We start from the raw sequence: 20,697 nt of genomic DNA on the forward strand, positions 1-20,697 counted from the left end.
ATTACTCATCCTGTACCGGCGACAGCAAGCCATTGCCGTCGACCTTGAAACGGAAGCCGCGCCAGACCACGCGTGTCGAAAAGTAGCTGGTCACGAAGATCATGAACGACACGATGTCCCATAGCGGTTGCAGCCACAGGTCCGTTTGCGGCTGCCGCAGCGTGCGATCCGTTTGCCACTTCAGCGTAAAGCGTGCCAGCAGCGCGGCGAGCGCCACGGTCCACGACCATGCTGCGCCGCCCGAAAGCAAAACGGCAAGCATCGCAAACGCGAAGGGGTGGATCAATGCCGAACCCAGGTGACCGATGGGGTCGATGGTGCGGATCGTGCGGCTCCAGCGCAACTCATGCGCGACCAGTTTCGCGGCGCTGTTTTCCACGCACGCATGCGAGACGGTGAAGGGCGGAATGACCACTTTCTCGCCGATCTTGCGCACGGCTTCGCCGATGGCGTGATCTTCGGCCAGATGATGGACGAATTGCGCGAAGCCGCCGATCTTGTCGAACGTCTCGCGCCGCATGGCAATGGTCTGTCCAAAGCACGGGCGCGCCAACCCGAGCGCGAGGCCCGTCACGACGCTCGGCAGAAACTGATAGTTGGTGCCCTTCACCGATAGACGCGGCCAGAAGCCGGGATCGGGCTGCCCGCGATAGACGCAAGTGACGAGCCCAACGCCGGGCTTTTGCAGCTCGCCGATCACATGACGCAGATAGTTCGGCCCGACGCCGACGTCGCTGTCCGCAAAGACCAGCATGTCGTGCCGGGCTTGCGGCAGCATGTTGATAACGTTGCTGATTTTCCGGTTGGGACCGTACAGGCGCGCATCGGCGACGACGGTGATATCGGCCTTGGGAAAGCGGCGGCGCAATTCGTCTACGGTTTTGAGCGCCGGGTCTTGCGAGTCGTGCACGCCGAAGAGAAATTGCACCGGGCCAGGGTAGTTTTGCTTGCAGAAGCTGGACAGGTTGTCGAGCAGCGCCCATTCCTCGCCGTGCAGCGGCTTGACGATCGTAACCGGCGGGAAGCTCGTCGGCTCGGCGCTCGCGCGCGCAAAGAAGCGTCGAATCAAAACGGTCGCGAGCAGTGTGTACACGATGCCGAGGATCGCGGCCGTGCCGCAGACGAGCATCGTGGCGACAAAGAGCCAATGGTCGGCACGCGGCGTTTTTTCGAACGCGATCAGCGCGCCCGCAATCAGCAGACCAATCAGGCCGGCCCGCCACGCGCGGCGTACCGTGGACACGCCGTCTGAACGAGCGGAGTCGAACGGCGCGTGTAGATCGCGTTTCATGCGAGAGCCGAAAGCGAACGACCGGTGCGACGAATAGAAGGAAATACGTGATCTGCGAAAGCGTGTGATGCCGTCATACTCAGGTTTACCCTGCAGTCGCGAATCTGCCATTAGCTTTCCCCTGGCTTTTATAGGTTCTCGCGCGCCCCGGCTGAACGTCGAGGGGTGTTGCTGCATCGTTCGAGAGCCACTTCCTTAGCGTTCGGCCATGTCGAATAGTATTCGATCGACGCGCAAACGGAGTGGTTTTGTGAGGCGAGGCGGCGATAGGCTTAAAGGTAGATGTCACGCGCACTTTCATTTTTCTTGCAAAGCGCAACGAGGCGAGACATTTAGCAGGCTCCATTCTTGCGCATTCTCCGGCCGTATGATGACGATTTGACAGGGCCCGAAGCCGGATAGTTTTACCGTGAGTTACAAACGCCGCGCTTTCTTTTACCGATCGGGGCCGAGTGTTCTGTCTGTGCGTAAACGAACTAAACGAGCGCCCTGGTCGCGCGCTTGAGCACGTCGCTCTGCCTGACCTCTTCGACGACGAACTGGACAAAGGCCGCCACGCGCGGGGGCAGGTGCTTGCGCGCCGCGTAGTAGATGCAAATGTCGCTGCGTTTGTCGTTGAACTTGGGCAGCACGCACTTGAGCTTGCCCGCCGCAATGAGCGGCGCCGCATGATGCAGGCCGAGCAGGACGATGCCGCACCCGGCGACGGCGAGCTCCGTCAAGGCTTCGGTGTCGGTGACGATCAAATGGGAGCGGGGCTGAACGATCGCTTCCTTGTTTTTCGAGCGCAGTTTCCAGGGCTGAATTCTTCCCGAACTGGGAGAGCGGAACGCGATGAGCTCATGGCGTTCCAGGTCGTCGACGGATTGCGGTTCGCCGTTGCGCTTCAAATAAGCGGGCGCCGCGCATAGCACTAACGTCAACGGCGCGAGCGTGCGGGCGACCACGCTTGAATCGGTATCGTGCAGCTTGCCGATCGCGCAGTCGAACCCTTCGGAAACGAGATCGACGTGGCGGTTTTCGAATCGCAGATCGAGCGTGACGTGCGGATAGCGCTCGCGAAACGTGTTCAACACCGGCAAGAGGGCGACGCGGCTGAACGCAAGCGGCAACGAGACTTTCACGAGGCCGCCGACCTGCGTCTCGTCGGCGGACAGCGTGGCAAGCGCGTCTTCGATCTGTTGCGCCGGTTGCTGCACCATCATGTAGAGACGCCGGCCTTCCTCGGTGACGGAGAGATGCCGCGTCGTGCGTTGAAACAAGCGGCAACCGAGCGATGCTTCGAGCAGGCCGATTTGTTTGCTCACGGCGCCGGGCGTCACGCCGAGCTGGCGGCCCGCCGCGGAAAAATTCTCCGACTCGACGGTGGCGGTGAAGGTCTTCAACGCCCTCAAAAGATCGATCGAGCCGCTTGCGCCGTTTTTCATTTTCCACCATCGCTCATCACTGTTTCATCGCTTCATAGCATAGACCAGGGCGGCCGCTGCGCCGAGAATGGACGTCGCGATGCAAGCCGCTATCTCGTTGGCCGCTTGTCATGCAAGTCACGCAAAGGAGGAGGGGTCGTGAAGATAGGGATCATCGGTGCGGGCAATGTCGGGACCGGGCTGACGAGGCATCTCGTGCCGCGCGGCCATTCCGTCATGCTGAGCTTCAGCCTCGACATGGCCAAGCTTGGCGAAACGGCGGCGGCGCTCGGCGCGAGCGTCGGCACCGTCGCGGAGGCGGTGAGTTTTGCCGACGTGGTCGTCTTGGCCACGCCTTGGGGCGTCACCCCCGAAGCGTTGGCGCAGGCGGGAAACGTGACGCAAAAAAAAATCGTGTGGGATTGCACCAATCCACTCAAACCCGACATGAGCGGCCTCGAAATCGGCACGCACACGTCGGGCGCGGAAGAGGTCGCGAAGCTCGCGCCGTGGGCGACGGTCGTCAAGGCGATCCCGCCGTTCGCCCAGACGCTGCATTCGCCGAGCCTGCTGATAGGCGCCGATCGCGCGGCCGTGTTCGTGTGCGGCGACGACGGCGATGCGCGTGCCGTCGTGGCGAAATTGCTCGACGAGATCGGCGCCGCGCCCGTCGATGCGGGCCCGCTGAGGCTCGCGCGCTTTGTCGAGCCCGCGGCAATGCTGCTGGTGCAACTCGCGTACAAGAGCGGGTTCGGCACGCGAATCGGGCTGTCGCTGTTGCGCGATACGGCCGCGCGCTGAGGGTCGATCGGCATTCGGGCGAAACTTCGGATCGCCGAACAGAACTTCCGATCCTGTAGGGAGCCGGCGCTGCCATTCGGGTGTACTGAAGGGTCAAGCGCCAAACGAAGCGCACGAACGGCACGCGTTGTCGAGTGCCTTCCGTCGCGCCCTACAGGAGACAAGGCATGTCGACGCCCATCAGCCACTCAACGAGTCATACCAACGGGCAGACGATCAATCCATCCGAAGGGAACCAGCCGTCCGGCAACGCGCAGGGCACCACCGCCCAGCCCCAGGCCACGAGCACGCCCAAGCATTCGATGCTCGGCGGGCTGGCGAACGTGGCGAACGGCGCCAAGCGCGCGGGCGGCAAAGCGGTGGATGGCGTCAAGACGGGACTCGAAAAGACCGAACCGGTGCTCGGCCCCACCGCGTCGGCCGGCTACGAACTGTGGGCCGGCAACAATGCGACCTCGGACGGGGCCGGCCTCGCCAGCACGTTTCATGGCGCGAACGACGTGACAAACGCGGTTTCCGCCGCCACGAACGATATCGGCATGCTGCCGTCGGGGCTCGATATTGCCTCGACGGCGGTGGGTTTCGCCAACAAATCCTTTGCGCTCGCGAAGACCAGCAAGGATTTGAAGGCCGCAGAGCCGGGCAGCCTCGCCAGCACGGATGCGCAGAGCGCGCACGACCAGGCAAAGGGCAATCTCGCGCGCGCCACGCCGGGTGCGATCCGCGACGTAGGACTTGGGGCGCTGGGTCTCGCAGGCCGTATCCATACGGCCGAAACAGGGCATTCGCTATACGGCCCCAAGCCCGACGCAATGAAGGCGGACGGCGGTTTGGCGATCGCATCGGGCGCGATGTACGTTGCGGCAGGCGTGCTGCAAAGCGCGAAAGTCGACCGTTCCGTGGATCGCATGCAGGCGTTGCGCTCGGCGGTGCGTCAGCCGGCGAGCGGACGAACGGACTCGCAAAGCCCGGTGATGCACCGGCTCGACGACGCGTTCTCGGCCGCGGACAGCAAAATCAGCCCGGAGGCTTATGCGATCTTGCGCACGCGGAGCGAAGCGGACGTGGCGCGCTTTCTCGACAACTACCACGCGCTCGGGCCGATCGGTCAGGGGCGCTTCGCGAAGCTGCTGCATTTTTCCGGCCAGAGAAATGCCGTGCAGGTCCTCAATATGGGCCGCACGACCAATCTGAACACCCCGAGCATACGTAGCGCGGCGCGCGAAGACGTGATCGATGCGTTCATCGGCAAAACGGTTCGCCCGGGGCGCACCGCGAATCTCTTCGACGAGCTGAAGACCGTGCGCAAGGAATCGCTCGGCGGAAAAGCCTCGCCCAACGTCGTTGCACTCGAACGCACGCTGGGCGACGCGCACATCGACCCCGGCCAATTCAGCGCGAACACATTGAAGGCCGTGGCGTCGTCCGGCGAGGGGCGGGCGTTCGCTCAACGCTATGCGACGCTCTCGCCGGAAGACAGGACGCGCTTGCAATCGACGCTGCACTTCGGCTCGTGGCGCTTCTGGAAGCAAGATGCGACGCTGCCCACCACCAAGCACCAGCGCTCCGATATTCGCGCGGCGCTCATCAAGCAGTTTGCGAACGGCGCGAGCCTCGATCGCCTCGATGCGATGAAGGTGCGCTACAACCAGCAAGTGCTGCCGCTGCAGACCGGACGCATGCATCTGCAGCCCGAACCGCCGGACACCCTGCGCGCGCACATCCTCGCGCACCAGGACAGCATGCTCACTGCGCTGAAAGAGGAAAAGCGCCACGCGAAAGTCCAGGTCGGTTACGGCGCGATCAACGCAGCGGCCGGTATCGCGGAGTTGGCGGTGAATCCGGCTGCGGCGTCGGGCATCAGCGCCACGCGCGCGGTGTTGAATCCGGTCTATCTCGCCTATGCCGGGCGGCGCGGTCTGGTTGGCCTGATCAACCAGAAGAACGCGCGGCCGGTCAGCGCCGCGATGCGCGAAGAGGCATTGCTGCATGCCTTGCCGCAGGTGCACGAGCGGATCGCGACAGGTGGCTCCGACACCGGGCGCTTGCGCAATCCGCAGCGATTCCTGCGCGATGAATTGAAGTTGAGCGACTCGGAAATCAAGAAGGTCGATACGCTGGAGCGCGCGGGAAAGCACGACGAAGCGCGCGCGTTTCTCGCGCAGAAAAACCCGGAGGCGAATGCGCTGATCGCACTGCGTGTGGTGGCCGAAGAAGGCGCCGGGTACGGTACCGATCTGCAGAAGCAGAACGCGCTGAACTTCATCGGAGCGGAAGCGGCGGCCAGCCACAACGACGCGCTCGCCGGCATCGACAACTTGTCCGATCCCAACGAGACGTACGAGACACTCAAGGCGCACTTCATCGACGACGTGTCCTACAACCCATCCGCGGGCATCGACGCGCTGGCTCAGCGCCTTTCGACGGGCGCCACGCCGGTCGACTACGGCTTCGATACCGCCCGCTACGCGGGGCAGCCGCAGCAGGACGTCGCGCGCGATCTGCATCGGCGTTTCGCACAAGACAATTCCTCGTTCGCGACGCGCCGTTTCGTGGCGGACCTGTTCGGCGGCGGACAACGGGCCGTCGACGCGCGCAACATGCTGCGCGACTTCCGTTTCAGCGAAACCGAAATCGCCGAGTTGCAGAGCAAAGGGAAGAAGGGAGCGGCCACGTGGCTCGAAGGCCATCTGTTCGGCGAGAACTTGCGGCGGCGCTTCTCGACGCAACGGCTCGATCAGCAGGGGCGCGACAGCGCATCGGCGGTCGCCGACCGCATGCCGGCTCACCAGGCCAGCGCCGGCGAGCCGTTGACGTGGCGGCGCAACCTCGAGGACGCAGGCGTCGACGTCATCGACAACGCCGGTACGCCGGGCCTCGATTCGATGCTGCATGCGCTCCATCAGAACTTCTCGGGCAAGACCGATTCCGCGTCGGGCGCGATGAACGACAAGGTCGTCGAGGCTCGGCGCCGTGTGATCGCGCACGTCACGGCAGGCGCGCCGGGGACTCATGTCGACGTGACGCAGCATCGCGACGACATCGTCCGCATCGCGGGGCAGGTGTTCGGCAAGCCCGGCGCGACCGTCAAGATCGTGCAGGCGTCGGGCGCGGAGCCGGCAGAACGCGTGGGCGCCGGACAAGCCGACCCGCATGTGCAGATCGCGGGCGTGCTGTGCCACGACGCGCAAACCCGGCGCACGTTTGTGTTGCACGGCGGCGATGCGAGCAAGCTGACGGCGCCGGTGACGGCGAGCGCGGCGACGACAAATGCGACGACGACAAATGCGACGACGACGACCACAGCGACGACGGCCGTCCCAACTACGACGACGCCTGTGACACCGCCGACAACAACGACGGCTACGACCGCGACCGCATCCAGTTCGACACCCGCGACATCGAATTCGACACCGCTTGCCCCCGCCTCGATACCGATCTCGATTACGCAGGCGTCGTCCGCCATGTCGGCCACAAGCATTCCAACGACAGCCACGACGACGGCTGCCCATCCGCTGCCGCCCGTTCCATCGTCGAGCACGACAAACGGCGCCACAGGCAGCCAGACGGTCCGGAACACCACCCCGGCGACACAGCCATTACCGGCGACTCCCAGCATCCCATTGATGCCGTGGGCCGATTTGCCCGATGGATTCAAAGCGCTCTACAAAAACCAGGCGGAGTACGAACAGCAGCTTGCGCAGCCCCCGCAAGGCACCAGCGGCACCGTCTAGCCGCGGGTGTGGCCGGCGTTGATCTGGTATACCGCATGCGATATCCCGTATACCGGATCGACCGCATTTCGCGTCGCGGCGAACCGCTTCCGCGAGGGTGATCTGTCCTCCGCCGGCCTTCAATTGGCTTTCGCCAACTGAGCCCGAATTTCCGCTTCGGTATGCTCGTAGTTGCCTTCGCCGAAGTGGGTGTAGACCACCTGTCCCTTCTTGTCGATCAGATAGAGCGCGGGCCAGTACTGATTGCCGTAGGCGTTCCACGTCGCGTACTCGTTGTCCTGCGCGACGGGGTAGCCGAGACCGTATTGCTTGATGGCGGCGCTCACCTTGCCGGTATCGCGCTCGAAGGGATATTCCGGCGTATGCACGCCGACCACGACGAGGCCCTGGTCCTTGTACTTCTGATACCAACTCTGCACATAGGGCAGCGTATGGATGCAGTTGATGCACGTGTAGGTCCAGAAATCGACGAGCACCACTTTGCCGCGCAATTGCTGCATGGTCAGCGGCTGGCTGTTGAGCCATTTGTCGATGCCCGTGAATTCGGGGGCAGTGCTGTTGCGCTCGACCGGAAGCGCAGCCGTTGCGCCGCGGCTTGCCGCGAACGCGGCAAACAGGGCGCCGGCGGCGAAAGTCGAAACGGCGAGAGCGGTCTTGAATCGAGAGAACATAGTGGCATCCTTTGTCGAGCGCGCAAAAAAGCAAAATAAGGCCGGAATTGGCATGACCGCATTGAAACGCTCCGAGGTATCTCGCTTGTGTCCGCCGCGCGGTGCCGTGCAATGTTTTGTATCCCGGCATTCGCCAGATACAGTGCGATACAAAGCGTCGCGCTCATTGCGCTATAAAGCAGGCGTTACTCAATCAACTTACTCAAGTTACTCGACGAGGAGAACCAGATGAGCGCCGAACTGCTGCACGGGTCCTGCCATTGCGGGGCCGTGAAATTCGAAGTCCGTACTCCGACCACGCCCGCCGCGCGCTGCAATTGCAGCCTGTGCCGCCGCAAGGGCGCGCTGATGTCGCCGGGGTTCGCCGCCGATCAGCTGAAGATCGTCAGCGGCGAGGATGCGCTGACGATGTATCAGTTCAATACGCGCGTGGCGAAGCACTATTTCTGCAAGCACTGCGGTATTTATCCGTTTCATCAGACGCGTAAAGATCCCCTGCTTTGGCGCGTCAACATCGGTTGCCTCGAAGGCGTCGACCCGTATGCGCTGGAAGCGGGGGTGGCGGACGGAGCGAGTCTTTCGGTCGTGGAGGACGCATGAAGCGGCTCTTAGCAATCGCCGCCCTCTTTGTGGGCGGGCTCGCCGCGGAAATCGCGCACCCCGTGCAGTGCACGCTGATCACCGCGAGCAGCATACGGGTCAAGCGCCGCAAGGTATGATTTCGCGATGGATAAGATCGACCACGTCCTGCTCGTCGACGACGACCGGGCCATTCGCGAACTCGTCGCGACCTATCTCGAGAAGAACGGCATGCGCGTTTCGCTTGCCGCCAACGGCCGCGAAATGCGGGCTGCACTGGAGTTCGGCGCGCCCGATCTGATCGTGCTGGACTTGATGCTGCCCGGCGAAGACGGGCTGGTCTTGTGCCGGGAATTGCGCGCCGGCAAATTCCGCACCGTGCCCGTGCTGATGCTCACCGCGCTGAGCGAGGAGACCGATCGCATCGTCGGCCTCGAAATGGGCGCGGACGACTACCTTGCGAAGCCGTTCGCGGTGCGCGAGCTGCTCGCGCGCATCCGCGCCGTGCTGCGCCGCGCGCGCATGCTGCCGCCCGGCATGCAGGTGACGGAGGCGTCGCCGATGCTGAGCTTCGGCGACTGGCGTCTCGACACCACCGCGCGTCACCTGCTCGACGCGGAAGGCACGATGGTCGCGCTGAGCGGCGCGGAATATCGCTTGCTGCGCGTCTTTCTCGATCATCCGCAGCGCGTGTTGACGCGCGACCAGCTGCTCAACCTGACGCAAGGGCGCCAAGCCGATGCGTTCGACCGCTCGATCGACTTGCTGGTCAGCCGATTGCGTCAGCGCCTGCGCGACGAGGCGCGCGAGCCTCGCTACATCAAGACGCTGCGCAGCGAGGGCTATGTATTCTCGGCGGCGGTCACGATGATCGAAGGGACGCCATGACGACGCCCTTGACGAGGCCGTTGATGCGGCCCTTGTGGCACTGGCCGACTACGCTGTTTGCGAGGCTTGCGCTGATCCTTTGCGTGGGGCTCGTGCTCGCGCAAACGCTGTCGTTCTGGCTCACGATGACCGAGCGCGACGACGCGACGTCCCACATGATGATGAACTACATCGATCGCGAGGTCGCGAGCTCGGTGGCGTTGCTCGATCATTTGCCGCCGGACGAACGTGCGGCGTGGCTGCCGCGGCTTGCCCGGCGCAGCTACGGCTTCATCCTCGGGCCCGGCGAGCCGGGCAATCCGCCCGATGCGCGATTGTCCGAGCAAGTGGCGCGCGCGATCGACGACGGCATCGGCAAAGCCTATCCGCTGACCGTGAACGCGATTCCCGGCACGCGCGAGCATCTGCAGGTCCATTTGCGTTTGAGCGACGGCTCGCCGCTCACCATCGACATTCGTCCGATATCGGGCATTCCGCTATCGGGCTGGCTGCCGGTCGTGCTTGTGCTGCAACTGGCCGTGCTGGCCGCCTGCTGTTGGTTTGCGGTGCGCGTGGCGACGCGTCCGCTGCATCAATTGGCGAAAGCCGCCGATACGCTGGGCCCGGACTTGAAGGCGTCGCGCTTGCCGGAAGACGGCCCGTCGGAAGTCGCGCGCGCGGCCCGCGCGTTCAATGCGATGCAAGACCGCATCGGGCTCTATATGACCGAACGCATGCAGATTCTGGCGGCAATTTCTCATGACCTGCAAACGCCGATCACGCGCATGCGCCTTCGCCTCGACGTGATCGACGACAACGCGGAGAGCGCCAAGCTGCGACAGGATCTGCTCGAAATGGAGAATCTCGTCAAGGAAGGCGTCACCTACGCGCGCACGCTGCACGGCGCGGCGGAAGCGCCGCGCCGCATCGATCCGGATGCGCTGCTCGACAGCCTGGTGTACGACTACGTCGACGCGGGGCAGCCGGTCTCCTTGGAAGGGCGTGTCGAAACCGCGCTGGTCACGCGGCCGCAGGCTTTGAAGCGGATCGTCGGCAACCTGGTCGACAACGCACTGAAATACGGCGGGTCCGCCGAGATCAATGCTCACTCGGACCCGGGCGGGCAAGTGACGATCTCGGTGCTCGACCGCGGGCCCGGTATTCCGCCGGAATCGCTGGAGGCGGTATTCGAGCCGTTCTACCGGCTCGAAACGTCGCGCAATCGCCATACGGGCGGAACGGGCTTGGGCCTCGCTATTGCCCGCCAGCTCGCGCTCGCGATGAATGCCGTGTTGTCGCTGCATAACCGGCCGGGCGGCGGGCTCGAAGCGCGGCTGACGCTGAAGAACCGGGGCTGAATGACGGTCAGTGGGACTGCCTGTCTCGAACGCGGCACGACACGTCGGCTCATCGGTCGGCAAAGCGGTCGACAGATCGGACCCGGAGGATGTTTGTATCGCAGTGTGTCTATCTGGCGCATGAATACAAAACGTTGCACAACCGGGGCATTCCGGAAATAAGCCAGATACCTCAGAGAGTTCAAATACATCCAACGCCAGAACTGCTGCTGATGACGAGTTTGAATCAGCGGCAAGTCGAGGCGGCATCGATCGCGCGAAAGCGCAAACGGTGTTTTTACACACTCACTCTCTCGAGGTACACACCATGAAGCTCGTTCAATCGCTCGTCATCGCCGCTGTCGTTGCCATCCCGGCCGTCTCGTTCGCGCAGTCCGCGCAACCGGTCACGCGTGCTCAAGTGCGCGCAGAACTGGTTCAACTGCAAAAGGCCGGCTACAACCCGGCCAGCGATCAAACGCAATATCCCGTGAACATCGAAGCGGCTGAAGCGCGCATCAGCGCGCAAAACAGCGTGGCGGCAACGTCTTATGGTGCGCCGATGGAGGCGACGTCGGCTTCGGGCTCGCACGCCCAGCAAGCCGAAATCGCAGGGCTCGGTCCGATCTACGCCCATCCTTGAGCCGTCTTCGCGGGGTTCTCGATGTGCCTGTGTGGCTTCGAGTTCCCCGTCATTGTTCTCAACTTGAAAACAGTGAATTCTGCCCAGCTCCATTGATGTAGCCAGCAGGACGATTAATCTTGATGGCATGGGTTGCTGGCTTTGGCTTGCTATTTCAGTCGTACAAATCTTCGGCGGAGAGACTCAAATGGACATCCTTGAATTGGCCCGTAAGTCGGGTATGACGATTGTCCTCGACGCCAAGATCGGACGTCAGGAATACCGGACCGTGCATAGCTCGGTTGACGCGCTCGAACGGTTTGCCGAGCTGGTTGCGGCAGCGGTGGAATGCGAGGCGCTCGAGCACCATTGATGGGCGGTGAACGCGGTATGAGCACCGATTACATTGTGTGAAACCATGACGTCGAACACGGGACGTCATGGCGGATTCTGCAGAGGAAAGGACGATGAAACAGGACTCTTCGAATTATCTGAATATCGAGGCCCAAGGCGGGTCGAGTGTCCGGCGCGGGACAAAAACGGCATCGAGCGAGGTCTCGCAAGCGATGATCGAGAAGAAAGCGATTGCCAGGAATTGGGCATGGGCGCATCACAGCGAATCGTATGACTGGATGGATACTCACAGTCCGTTTTCGCCGGCGGATCTTGACGACTGATTCAGACGCCGTGGAAGTTCGGCTCCAGATTTAACGCACTTGCGACTAAATCGCATCCGATCTATATAATGTGTCCTTGATAAGGTTCCCACCGAGTGTGGGCAAGCGAGGACACAGATGAAATCCACCGACACCGCAGAAGCAGCGGCTTTGAAGCTGTCCGACTTTCTATGCTTCGCCGTCTATTCGGCGAATCTCGCTTTCGGCAAGGCGTACAAGCCGATTCTCGACGAGCTCGGCCTCACGTACACGCAATACATCACGATCATTGCGCTGTGGGAGGAAGACAATCAGACCGTCGGCAGTCTCGGCGAAAAATTGTTTCTCGAGTCGAACACGCTCACGCCGATCCTGAAGAAGCTGGAAGCGATGGGCTATCTGCACAGGCAGCGCGATCCGGAGGACGAGCGTCAAGTGCTGGTCGGTCTGACGAAGGCCGGGCGGCGCTTGCGCGAAAAGGGCCTGTCCATGGACATCGTGGACGCTTGCGGCCTGACGCCTGAAGAATTCCCCAAGGTACAAAACGCGATCGTCACGCTGCGCAACAGCCTCATCCAGTCCGTGCGGAACCAAGAGTAAGCGCACTGTCGCGCGCCAGTTTTCGTTCGATAGGGCCTGGTCACGCCAATTGGCGTGACCAGGCCCTAGCTATCTGTCGGAGCGATTGCTGCTATCTCAACAAATCGTTTCAAATGCCGGGTTCGATGCATCAGTATTGTCGGACGGGCATTCAATCAGAGATAGCGATCTATCTCGACGATTAGGAGACGAAGATGTTTGAGCGATACGAGCAGCTCGCACGGCAACTCGGCGTTGAACATCCGGTATTGCTTGCGCCGATGGATCTGGTCGCAGGCGGCCGGCTTGCCGCCGCTGTCACGAGGGCAGGGGGCTTTGGCATGATCGGCGGCGGCTACGGCAACGAGGCGTGGCTGCGCGAGCAGTTTGCCGCGGCGCAAGGCGCGCGGGTCGGCGTGGGGTTCATTACGTGGAGCCTGTCGCGCCAGCCGCATCTGATCGACGTCTGCCTCGAACACGAACCGGCCGCAATCATGTTCTCTTTCGGCGATGCCAGCGAGCATATCGCGAAGACGAAGAAGGCCGGCATTCTCACGATCTGCCAGGTTCAAACCGCCGCCATGGCGCGCGAAGCCGTGGACTACGGCGCGGACATCATCGTCGCGCAGGGCGCCGAAGCCGGCGGCCACGGCATTGCGTGCGGCACGATTTCGCTCGTTCCCGCTACCGTCGACGCAGTCGGCGACAAAGTGCCAGTCGTCGCCGCCGGCGGCATCGCGGATGGCCGGGGCTTCGCGGCGGCGCTCGCGCTCGGCGCTGCGGGCATCGCGATGGGAACCCGTTTCTATGCGAGCGAGGAAGCGCTCGGCGACGACGATGCCAAGCGGCGCATCGTCGCGTGCCGTGGCGGCGAGGAAACCCTACGAGGCATTCTGTTCGACATGGCCCGCAACAACGTATGGCCGTCGCCGTATTCGGGCCGCGTGCTGCGCAACGCGTTTTCGGACAAGTGGTATGGGCGCGAGCGTGAGCTGCTGCAGCAATTGCATGTCGAACAACCTCGCTACCAGGAAGCTCGCGCCAATCATCGTTACGACACGGCTGCCGTGATCGCCGGCGAGTCCGCGGGATTGATCCATGAGGTCTTGCCGGCCAAGACGATCGTCATGAATGTCGTCGAGGAAATGCGCGACATTCTTGGCTATTCCTCGTCCAAGGTGTCCAAGCCATCCACGCAGCGGCATGAGGCTTAACCCGTGAGCACACCCACGACCGCGCAGCGTATCGGCAAGTTTGCCTACGACGCGCACGCCACGCATCTCACGCCACATGCGCGCGACGTCTTCAAGCGGAACATCCTCGATAGCCTCGGGTGCGCGATCGCCGCATTGCCCGGCACGACGCGAACAGCGCATCAGGGATATCATCCAGGTCACGCACGATTCGATCGGATCGGACCCGAAGATCATCAATGTCATCGTGCGTGAACATCCGGCTGAAAGTATCAGCGTTTCCAGCCGCATCAACGGCGAGGACTTCAGGAAGGTAAAGACGAACTGATTGCGCGGCTGGATGTCAACCCGAGTCCTTGAACTTTTAGGCGCCTTTCGGCAGTGCGGGGTGCCTAAAACACCTTTAAAGGAGTGTGTAATGTCGATCGAACAGGTTCTCTACCGAGCTCAGGCGCAAGTCACCGGCGGCCGCGACGGCCGCGCAGTGGTCCCCGACAGCAAGCTCGATCTGCACCTGACCACGCCGAAGGAACTGGGCGGAAAGGGCGGCGATGGCACGAATCCCGAGCAGCTGTTCGCGGCCGGCTACAGCGCGTGCTTCATCGGTGCGATGAAGTTCGTCGCCGCGCGCGATAAGATCGCGATGCCGGCGGATGCGTCGATCAACGGCAGCGTCGGCATCGGCGCGATTCCCAATGGCTTCGGCATCGAAGTCGAGCTCAAGATCTCGCTGCCCGGCATGCCGCGCGATGCCGCCCAGGACTTGATCAACAAGGCGCATGTCGTGTGCCCGTATTCGAACGCGACGCGCAACAACATCGACGTGACGCTGACGCTCGTTTAAGCCGCTCGTCCAAGCCAACTTCCTGCTTTATCCGCAGCTGGCCGCCTTTCCCATAGGCGGCCGGCGCATGTCTCCGGCCAATGCCTGATTTCGCTTTGGTGTAGCATGAGCGTCATACTTGCGCTGACTGCATCGAGGTGCGAAGCATGGATGTTGCCGACCTCAAGGTATTCGAGGCAGTGGCCCGTCATGGAAGCATGAACCGCGCGGCCACGGAACTGCATACCGTTCAATCGAACGTCACCGCTCGAATCCGATCCTTGGAAAGAGAGGTCGGCGTGGCGCTTTTTCAGCGCCACGTGCGTGGCGTGAGCCTGACGCCGGCGGGGCAGCGGATGCTGCCCTACGCGGCGCGTATCGCGAAGCTCGTGGCGGACGCCAAGCTCGCCGCGCTCGACGACGGCCCACCCAGCGGCGCGCTCATATTGGGCACCCTCGAAACCACGGCGGCGCTGCGCTTGTCTCCCATCCTCAGCAATTTCGCGAGAATGCATCCGCAGGTGCAGTTGTCACTGACCACCGGCACGAGTTGCAGCCTGACGTCGGATGTCGCCGAGTGCCGGCTCGACGGCGCATTCGTAGCGGGACCGGTGGACCATCCGGACCTGCATACGGAGACGATCTTTCAAGAGGAACTGGTGCTGGTCACGCCGCGCACCTTGCGTTCGCTGGAGTCGATCCTGTCGGTCAAAGATCTCAAGACGATCGTCTTTCGCATGGGTTGTTCCTATCGTCAGCGGCTCGAAGCCTTGCTTGCGGAAATGGGCGTCCTCACTGCGACGCCGCTCGAATTCGGCTCGCTCGACGCGATCATCGCGTGCGTGGCTGCCGGGATCGGAATCACGCTGCTGCCGCGCGGCGTGGTGGCGAATGCAGCGGCTCAAGATCTCGTCGGCATTCATCCGATCGCGCCTGAAAAGGCGCAAGTCGCAACGCTCTTCATTCGACGTCACGACGCTTACGTATCGAGCGCGATGCGCGCATTTGTCGATGTGGCGCGTTCCGAGTTCGGCCCGCGCATGGTTGCCGCTTAGCCCTCGCGAATTCTTCCGTCTCGTCCATTCAGATTGACCCGAACCAGGAAAAGCACTTGTTCCCGGCGGGTAACGATTTCCTTGCATGCCGCCCCTAGAATGATCGTCAATGATTGTTCTAGCGAGACTCGCAACTGCCATGGAAAACGCCACCACCGCCCTCCCGCGATCGGCAGCGCCGCATGCCGAGAAGGTCACTTACGCGGCGCGCAATGCGCCGTATTGGCGACGGAATCTGATTGTCTGTGTGTTCGGCTCCTTTACGACGCTGGTCAGCTTGAGCATGCTGTTGCCGTTTTTGCCGCTCTATGTGCAGCAGCTCGGCGTCACCTCGACATCCGCGGTCGTGCAATGGTCGGGCGTGGCGTTTGGTGTGACGTTCCTGGGCACGGCGCTCACCGCGCCGATCTGGGGGCAATTGGCCGACCGCTATGGACGCAAGCCGATGCTGGTTCGCGCAGCGGTCGGCATGGCCGTCGTCATGTCGACGATCGGTCTCGCGCACAACGTCTACGAGCTCGTGGCGCTGCGATTCGCGGCCGGCTTGATCGGCGGATACGCATCGGCCTCGATCGTGATGATCGGTACGCAGGCGCCCCCCGAGCGGTCGGGCTGGGCGCTGGGCGTGCTTTCGACGGGCGTGCTGGCCGGCAATCTCGTCGGCCCGCTCATCGGCGGCGTGCTGCCGAATCTGATCGGCATTCGCGGCGCCTTCTTTGCCGCAGGCGGAATGATCGCGGTGGCCGCGATCCTGACGATCGCGCTGGTTCGCGAAGACTTCAGCTTGCGGCCGGAGCTCAAGGCCAAGCAAGCTCAGGCGGCTGCATCCGGCGGCAAGCGCAATTACCCTGCGCTCGCCGCGCTGCTCGTCACGGCAACGATGGTGCTGCTGTCGAACATGTCGATCGAGCCGATCATCACGGTCTATATCGGTCAGTTGGGCGTGGCGCATAACCGGCTGGCCACCATTGCGGGCATCGTGATGGCGTGCTCCGCATTCGGCAGCATGTTGATGGCGGCGCGGCTCGGCGCGCTGGCCGATCGTATCGGCGGCTGGAACGTCATCATCGGCTGTCTCGTCGCGACGGGTCTCGTGATGATCCCGCAGGCATTCGTGACCGAATGGTGGCAGCTCGCGGCGCTGCGCGGGTTGATGGGCATGACGCTGGCGGGCCTGTTGCCGTCCATCGCCAAGCTCGTGCGCCATGCCGTGCACGAGCGCGAATCGGGAAAGATGCTGGGCTATCTGCAGTCGTCGCAATACGCCGGGCAGGTGATCGGCCCGCTGATCGGCGGGGCGATCGGCGTGCATTTCGGCATGCGCTATGTGTTCTTCGTGACAGGTGCGCTCTTGGTCGCCTGCGCCGTGCTCGACAAGTGGGCCAAGCAAAAAGCGGAGACGACGACGGCGGCTTGAACGCCTGCTTGAACGCCTGCCTGATGCTTCGAATTCGATCGCCCCGCCTTGACGCTGCTGGACATCAGCCGTCAAGGCGGGGCGATGCGTTTATCGGGGAAGCGCTTCGCTCGTTGCCTGCGCGTCGAGTGCGCAAAGCACGGCGAGGGCGCCGTCTCGCGACGGGCGCCCTCGCTGGCAAGGCAGGGTCTTGCGGCGATCAGGCGGCGACGAGCTCGGCGGCCTTGCGCCGGCGTGTCTCGGGTGCCGCTGCGATCGATTCCGCGCGGGCAGTGGCGCTATCTCGGCGGAAGAACTCGGTGCAAAAATCCACGAAGGTCCTGAACCGTGCCGGGAGCAGCTCTCGATGCGAATAGAACAAACAGATTTCGACATTGCCGTCCGATGTCGAGCAGCCGGGCAACACCGGGACCAAACGGCCCATCGCAACGTCTTCGCGGACCATTGCTTCAGGCAGCTCCGCGATACCGGTGCCCGTCAGTGCTGCCGCGCGCAGGAGCACTTCGTTGCCGTCCATCGATGACATCGGAATGACCTTCACCGGCTCGCTGTTTTCAAGCAGCTCGATGAAGTGGGTGCCGCGCTGCCGCGATTGAGGCGGCAGCAACAAGAAATGCGCGGAGAGATCGGCTGCGCGTGCCGGTTTGCCGTACTTGCCGAGATAGCCAGGAGCGGCGACCAGCACCCTCGCGGACTTCGACAAGGTTCTGCGGATCACGGCCGATTGCTCCACTTGGTGGGGCGGGAGAATTGCCATGTCGAAGTGTCCGGCGTAGAGATTGACCGCCCCCTCTTGCACGGAAACCATGACGTTCACATTGGGCGCAATCGCTCGATAGTTCGACAAAAACTTCGAGAACGTCTCGCTGACCAGCATGGGGTGGACCACGAGGCGCAGCTTGCCGCTATCGACCTCCCGTTCCTGCGTGATCCGGCGGTTCGCCTCATCGAGTTCTTCGAGCAGCCGGCAGCAGCTCAGGTAATACGATTGCGCTTCCTCGGTCAGCGTGACCGAACGCGTCGTGCGGTGAAGCACGCGGGTTTGGATGGCGGCTTCGAGCTTGGCGATGGCTTTCGAAATGGACCCGGTCGTGACGCCCAGCGAGGCGGCCGCCTTACTGAAGCTGCGGAGCCTCGCTGCGGTGACGAACGCTCTCAATACGTAAAGCTGGTCCATCTCTCACCTCGACTTCGATTGTTGCCTGACTGAGATGGAATCACTTTAGCAACACATGGGGAGGTGAATGCGCGGTTTGTTTCGATAGGGCTATCACTGGAAGTGATAGCGGTTGGCCGTAGTCTTTCTAATCGTGTATGTAACGCAGCCGTGAGGGACCGTCAACGGCATTCACGTGATCGGCTGTGTGTGGCAGCAACATGGCACGGAAGTGACAGATGATTCGGATAACGAATTTCTGCCGAAGCAGAAGAGTTCGGTAAAGAGATTTTTGAGTGTTTGGGGCTTAATCCTGGGGAAAACCCTAACTAGAATCCAATCACCGCCGCAGAAACCGATTCGCGGCACAACTTGGATTCTTGGAGAAAGTCATGAAATCACTCATCGCCTCTGTTGCTATCGCTGCCGCTTGCTCGCTTTCCGCAACGGCGTTTGCACAATCGAACGGATCGGATAACGGTTCGCAAGCGCTGACTGTGGCAGCACAGACGGCATCCGCAAGGAGCGAAGGCCAAAGCGGCCATCGTTGGAGTTCGTTCCTGCGTCACGGCGCAAATCGAAATGCGGTTCGCGGCGATGAATGCGTTGGCCCGGCCGGCTTCTGCAACCGGTATTTCGGTAGCTAATTTGGCGCCTAATTTTCCGGTCCACTGCGCCTCAAGCCCAAAATTTAAGCAGGAGACCTATCCAAGGCAAGATGCGGAACGTGCACCGACAGCAAGGTCTTATCGGCCGTGCGCTGAATGTCGAACGTTCCGCCGAGGCGCCGTGCCCGGTTCCGCATGCTGCGCATCCCGGTGCCGTGAGGCAGTCCGGTGCTGAAGGCATTCAGGCCGATGCCGTCATCTTCCACCACGAGCCGGAGTCCGTTTTCGTCGCGGCACACGGCAATGCTCACGTGCTGCGCGCGGCTGTGCTTGAGCACGTTCGTCAGGGCTTCCTGCACGATCCGCATGATGTCGAGCGTCTGCGAGGCCCGCAGATAGCAGTTTTCCACGCCGCTGATTTGCCATCGGCACTCGATATCCTGGTTTTCGAGCAGGCGGGTCAGGCGGTGCCGCAGCGGACCGATTTGCTGAGCGAGCGAATGTTCGCCGACGTTTTCGCTCGAGGCCGTATCGATGATGATGCGCAGGTCGTCGCGCAGCTCCTTGAGAATCGACAGAAAACGCTGCGGCGGCATCGCATGGGGCGCTAGCTCGAGCGTGGTGATGCTGCTGACGAGCATGCCGCCGAGCCCGTCGTGCAGGTCGTGCGCGAGATTGAGCCGGGCGTTCAGATGGGCGTTGGCCACCTCGAGTTCGTGTTGTTTTCCCAACGTCGATGCCAACTCGGCTTTCGCATCCGCGATGCCTACGACCAGGTCTTGATTGAATCGCTCGATGCGCCGGAGGTTCGAAACGAATCGCCAGCCCAGCACCAGCGCCATGCCGATCGTCAGGAACTGGGAAGTGAAGGGCGTGTAGTAGTGGTTGTCGGTGAGCACGCCGATGAACGAGAGCAAGTCGTGTATCGACGCCGTGATGTAGGTCACGATGCACAAGGACAGCATGCGGTGCTCGGTACGTCCCGCGCGCCATGCGAAATAGAGAAAACCGCAGCACGTCGCGAGGAAGCCGACCTCCTGCGTAACGGCGACGACGGTCCGGGCGATCGGCACATAGCGATGAGGCACGGCCAGCAAGGCAGCCGTGCTCAGCGCGACGAGCAGCCAGGCGGCGAATTCGGCGCGCGGCAGCCGCGCATCGCAGAAGCGCACGATGAACATCGTGAAGGCGGCGCTGTAGATGCACAGTGCGATCAGCGTCGACTGTTCCCACGCATCGGTCGTCGCGAACGGCCATGGACTGCTCACGACCTGATTGAGCGCCACGACGCCCCACGCCAGGGACATCAACGTGAACCAGCCGTATGTCGCGTCTTGCCTGCGCATCAGCCACAGCGAAAGGAAGAAGCAGCCGAGCGTCGCCGTGATCGAGAGGCCGAACAGCTCCAGATCATGACGCAGCCGGTAAGCGGCGTCGTAACGCTTCTGAAGCGTCGTGGCGTCGCCGATGGTCGCCCAGCCCAGCCCCGGTTGGTATGCCGCCAGACCCGAGACCCGGAGCAACAGCGTATTGCTGCCTTCACGGAGCAGCGATGGCGGCAGGCTTTGGTAACGCGGCGTATTCCACGTGCGCGTCAACGGCTCGACGAGTTGCGGGTCGCGCGTCAGCAGCTCGCCGTTGAGATAGACGGCGCCCGCCATATTCAAGTAATCGAGCATGACAGCGACCGGGGCCGCAGGCTTGGGCTGCTGCCAAGTCAGCCGGTACCAGACGACGCCGTCGAATTCGGGCCAGCGTGTTGACCAGTCGTCAGGCAGCGAGACGGAGACCCATCCCGAGGCCGGCGGAGCATCGGCCAGCCATGTGGACCGCGCCGCCTCGACGCGCATGGCGCCCTGAGCCGGCTCCGCGGCCCAGGCGCCGGTTTGCAGGGCGAGCGCC

Annotated in this window: 20 protein-coding genes; 15 read left to right on the forward strand and 5 right to left on the reverse strand. The window is 62.6% G+C overall.

Annotated features, from left to right (window positions below):
• Window position 1: 1 nt before the first annotated feature.
• On the reverse strand, window positions 2–1,129 hold the full coding sequence (gene hpnI / locus FAZ95_RS27900) for a bacteriohopanetetrol glucosamine biosynthesis glycosyltransferase HpnI (protein WP_254700358.1): 1,128 nt from the start codon (window positions 1,127–1,129) through the stop codon (window positions 2–4).
• Window positions 1,130–1,767: 638 nt separating this feature from the next.
• Complete coding sequence (locus tag FAZ95_RS27905; protein WP_137335705.1) at window positions 1,768–2,718, reverse strand: LysR family transcriptional regulator; 951 nt, start codon at window positions 2,716–2,718, stop codon at window positions 1,768–1,770.
• Window positions 2,719–2,856: 138 nt separating this feature from the next.
• On the opposite strand from FAZ95_RS27905, the gene FAZ95_RS27910 reads away from it, so the two are divergent.
• Together FAZ95_RS27910 and FAZ95_RS27915 are read left to right on the forward strand one after the other, a co-directional pair.
• On the forward strand, window positions 2,857–3,498 hold the full coding sequence (locus FAZ95_RS27910) for an NADPH-dependent F420 reductase (protein ID WP_175425787.1): 642 nt from the start codon (window positions 2,857–2,859) through the stop codon (window positions 3,496–3,498).
• 167 nt (window positions 3,499–3,665) lie between these two features.
• The gene (locus FAZ95_RS27915; protein WP_137335707.1) at window positions 3,666–7,232 is read left to right on the forward strand and encodes a hypothetical protein; all 3,567 of its coding nucleotides are present in this window, start codon (window positions 3,666–3,668) and stop codon (window positions 7,230–7,232) included.
• Between the two features lie 119 nt (window positions 7,233–7,351).
• Here the strand turns inward: FAZ95_RS27915 and FAZ95_RS27920 are convergent, their stop codons facing one another.
• Complete coding sequence (locus FAZ95_RS27920) at window positions 7,352–7,903, reverse strand: thioredoxin family protein (protein WP_137335708.1); 552 nt, start codon at window positions 7,901–7,903, stop codon at window positions 7,352–7,354.
• A gap of 228 nt (window positions 7,904–8,131) precedes the next feature.
• Here FAZ95_RS27920 and FAZ95_RS27925 point away from each other — a divergent pair, with 228 nt between their 5' ends.
• The 13 genes from FAZ95_RS27925 to FAZ95_RS27975 all read left to right on the forward strand — a co-directional run bounded on the left by FAZ95_RS27925 (window position 8,132) and on the right by FAZ95_RS27975 (window position 17,031).
• Window positions 8,132–8,503, forward strand: a complete 372-nt coding sequence (locus FAZ95_RS27925) for a GFA family protein (RefSeq protein WP_137335709.1) — start codon at window positions 8,132–8,134, stop codon at window positions 8,501–8,503.
• The gene (locus FAZ95_RS40570; RefSeq protein WP_302674761.1) at window positions 8,500–8,622 is read left to right on the forward strand and encodes a hypothetical protein; all 123 of its coding nucleotides are present in this window, start codon (window positions 8,500–8,502) and stop codon (window positions 8,620–8,622) included. Before FAZ95_RS27925 ends, FAZ95_RS40570 begins: the two co-directional genes overlap by 4 nt.
• Before the next feature lie 7 nt (window positions 8,623–8,629).
• Window positions 8,630–9,370, forward strand: a complete 741-nt coding sequence (locus FAZ95_RS27930; RefSeq protein WP_137335710.1) for a response regulator — start codon at window positions 8,630–8,632, stop codon at window positions 9,368–9,370.
• The gene (locus FAZ95_RS27935; RefSeq protein WP_254700315.1) at window positions 9,367–10,707 is read left to right on the forward strand and encodes a HAMP domain-containing sensor histidine kinase; all 1,341 of its coding nucleotides are present in this window, start codon (window positions 9,367–9,369) and stop codon (window positions 10,705–10,707) included. Before FAZ95_RS27930 ends, FAZ95_RS27935 begins: the two co-directional genes overlap by 4 nt.
• A 307-nt stretch (window positions 10,708–11,014) precedes the next feature.
• A complete protein-coding gene (locus FAZ95_RS27940) occupies window positions 11,015–11,329 on the forward strand; it encodes a DUF4148 domain-containing protein (protein WP_137335711.1) in 315 nt (104 codons plus the stop codon).
• Window positions 11,330–11,516: 187 nt separating this feature from the next.
• Window positions 11,517–11,681, forward strand: coding sequence for a hypothetical protein (locus tag FAZ95_RS39565; protein ID WP_175425788.1), 165 nt, complete (start codon window positions 11,517–11,519; stop codon window positions 11,679–11,681).
• A 94-nt stretch (window positions 11,682–11,775) separates the two neighbouring features.
• Window positions 11,776–11,985, forward strand: a complete 210-nt coding sequence (locus FAZ95_RS27945) for a hypothetical protein (protein WP_137335712.1) — start codon at window positions 11,776–11,778, stop codon at window positions 11,983–11,985.
• A gap of 117 nt (window positions 11,986–12,102) precedes the next feature.
• Window positions 12,103–12,564, forward strand: coding sequence for a MarR family winged helix-turn-helix transcriptional regulator (locus FAZ95_RS27950; protein WP_137335713.1), 462 nt, complete (start codon window positions 12,103–12,105; stop codon window positions 12,562–12,564).
• Between the two features lie 194 nt (window positions 12,565–12,758).
• Window positions 12,759–13,757 carry an NAD(P)H-dependent flavin oxidoreductase gene (locus FAZ95_RS27955; RefSeq protein WP_137335714.1) on the forward strand — a complete coding sequence of 333 codons (999 nt, stop codon included), beginning with the start codon at window positions 12,759–12,761 and terminating at the stop codon, window positions 13,755–13,757.
• Between the two features lie 76 nt (window positions 13,758–13,833).
• A complete protein-coding gene (locus tag FAZ95_RS27960) occupies window positions 13,834–14,064 on the forward strand; it encodes a 4-oxalocrotonate tautomerase (protein ID WP_254700316.1) in 231 nt (76 codons plus the stop codon).
• Between the two features lie 90 nt (window positions 14,065–14,154).
• Window positions 14,155–14,580, forward strand: a complete 426-nt coding sequence (locus tag FAZ95_RS27965) for an organic hydroperoxide resistance protein (RefSeq protein WP_137335715.1) — start codon at window positions 14,155–14,157, stop codon at window positions 14,578–14,580.
• Between the two features lie 146 nt (window positions 14,581–14,726).
• Window positions 14,727–15,614 carry a LysR family transcriptional regulator gene (locus FAZ95_RS27970; RefSeq protein ID WP_137335716.1) on the forward strand — a complete coding sequence of 296 codons (888 nt, stop codon included), beginning with the start codon at window positions 14,727–14,729 and terminating at the stop codon, window positions 15,612–15,614.
• Window positions 15,615–15,753: 139 nt separating this feature from the next.
• Window positions 15,754–17,031, forward strand: a complete 1,278-nt coding sequence (locus tag FAZ95_RS27975) for an MFS transporter (protein WP_137335717.1) — start codon at window positions 15,754–15,756, stop codon at window positions 17,029–17,031.
• Between the two features lie 199 nt (window positions 17,032–17,230).
• Here FAZ95_RS27975 and FAZ95_RS27980 read toward each other — a convergent pair whose 3' ends face one another.
• Window positions 17,231–18,208, reverse strand: a complete 978-nt coding sequence (locus tag FAZ95_RS27980) for a LysR family transcriptional regulator (protein WP_137335718.1) — start codon at window positions 18,206–18,208, stop codon at window positions 17,231–17,233.
• A gap of 670 nt (window positions 18,209–18,878) precedes the next feature.
• A complete protein-coding gene (locus tag FAZ95_RS27985; protein ID WP_137335719.1) occupies window positions 18,879–20,645 on the reverse strand; it encodes a sensor histidine kinase in 1,767 nt (588 codons plus the stop codon).
• Window positions 20,646–20,697: the final 52 nt, after the last annotated feature.

The sequence above is a fragment of the Trinickia violacea genome, from assembly GCF_005280735.1.
In the GTDB taxonomy this organism is placed as follows: domain Bacteria; phylum Pseudomonadota; class Gammaproteobacteria; order Burkholderiales; family Burkholderiaceae; genus Trinickia_A; species Trinickia_A violacea.

Excerpts from the sequence above, each read along its gene's own strand:
- FAZ95_RS27930 (WP_137335710.1), top strand. The coding sequence starts at position 8,630 with ATGGATAAGATCGACCACGTCCTGCTCGTCGACGACGACCGGGCCATT.
- FAZ95_RS40570 (WP_302674761.1), top strand. The coding sequence starts at position 8,500 with ATGAAGCGGCTCTTAGCAATCGCCGCCCTCTTTGTGGGCGGGCTCGCC.
- FAZ95_RS27970 (WP_137335716.1), top strand. The coding sequence starts at position 14,727 with ATGGATGTTGCCGACCTCAAGGTATTCGAGGCAGTGGCCCGTCATGGA.
- FAZ95_RS27955 (WP_137335714.1), top strand. The coding sequence starts at position 12,759 with ATGTTTGAGCGATACGAGCAGCTCGCACGGCAACTCGGCGTTGAACAT.
- FAZ95_RS27905 (WP_137335705.1), bottom strand. The coding sequence starts at position 2,718 with ATGAAAAACGGCGCAAGCGGCTCGATCGATCTTTTGAGGGCGTTGAAG.
- FAZ95_RS27975 (WP_137335717.1), top strand. The coding sequence starts at position 15,754 with ATGGAAAACGCCACCACCGCCCTCCCGCGATCGGCAGCGCCGCATGCC.
- FAZ95_RS27920 (WP_137335708.1), bottom strand. The coding sequence starts at position 7,903 with ATGTTCTCTCGATTCAAGACCGCTCTCGCCGTTTCGACTTTCGCCGCC.
- FAZ95_RS27940 (WP_137335711.1), top strand. The coding sequence starts at position 11,015 with ATGAAGCTCGTTCAATCGCTCGTCATCGCCGCTGTCGTTGCCATCCCG.
- FAZ95_RS27985 (WP_137335719.1), bottom strand. The coding sequence starts at position 20,645 with ATGCGCGTCGAGGCGGCGCGGTCCACATGGCTGGCCGATGCTCCGCCG.
- FAZ95_RS27960 (WP_254700316.1), top strand. The coding sequence starts at position 13,834 with ATGCGCGCGACGTCTTCAAGCGGAACATCCTCGATAGCCTCGGGTGCG.
- FAZ95_RS27945 (WP_137335712.1), top strand. The coding sequence starts at position 11,776 with ATGAAACAGGACTCTTCGAATTATCTGAATATCGAGGCCCAAGGCGGG.
- FAZ95_RS27925 (WP_137335709.1), top strand. The coding sequence starts at position 8,132 with ATGAGCGCCGAACTGCTGCACGGGTCCTGCCATTGCGGGGCCGTGAAA.
- hpnI (WP_254700358.1), bottom strand. The coding sequence starts at position 1,129 with ATGCTCGTCTGCGGCACGGCCGCGATCCTCGGCATCGTGTACACACTG.
- FAZ95_RS39565 (WP_175425788.1), top strand. The coding sequence starts at position 11,517 with ATGGACATCCTTGAATTGGCCCGTAAGTCGGGTATGACGATTGTCCTC.
- FAZ95_RS27915 (WP_137335707.1), top strand. The coding sequence starts at position 3,666 with ATGTCGACGCCCATCAGCCACTCAACGAGTCATACCAACGGGCAGACG.
- FAZ95_RS27935 (WP_254700315.1), top strand. The coding sequence starts at position 9,367 with ATGACGACGCCCTTGACGAGGCCGTTGATGCGGCCCTTGTGGCACTGG.
- FAZ95_RS27965 (WP_137335715.1), top strand. The coding sequence starts at position 14,155 with ATGTCGATCGAACAGGTTCTCTACCGAGCTCAGGCGCAAGTCACCGGC.
- FAZ95_RS27950 (WP_137335713.1), top strand. The coding sequence starts at position 12,103 with ATGAAATCCACCGACACCGCAGAAGCAGCGGCTTTGAAGCTGTCCGAC.
- FAZ95_RS27980 (WP_137335718.1), bottom strand. The coding sequence starts at position 18,208 with ATGGACCAGCTTTACGTATTGAGAGCGTTCGTCACCGCAGCGAGGCTC.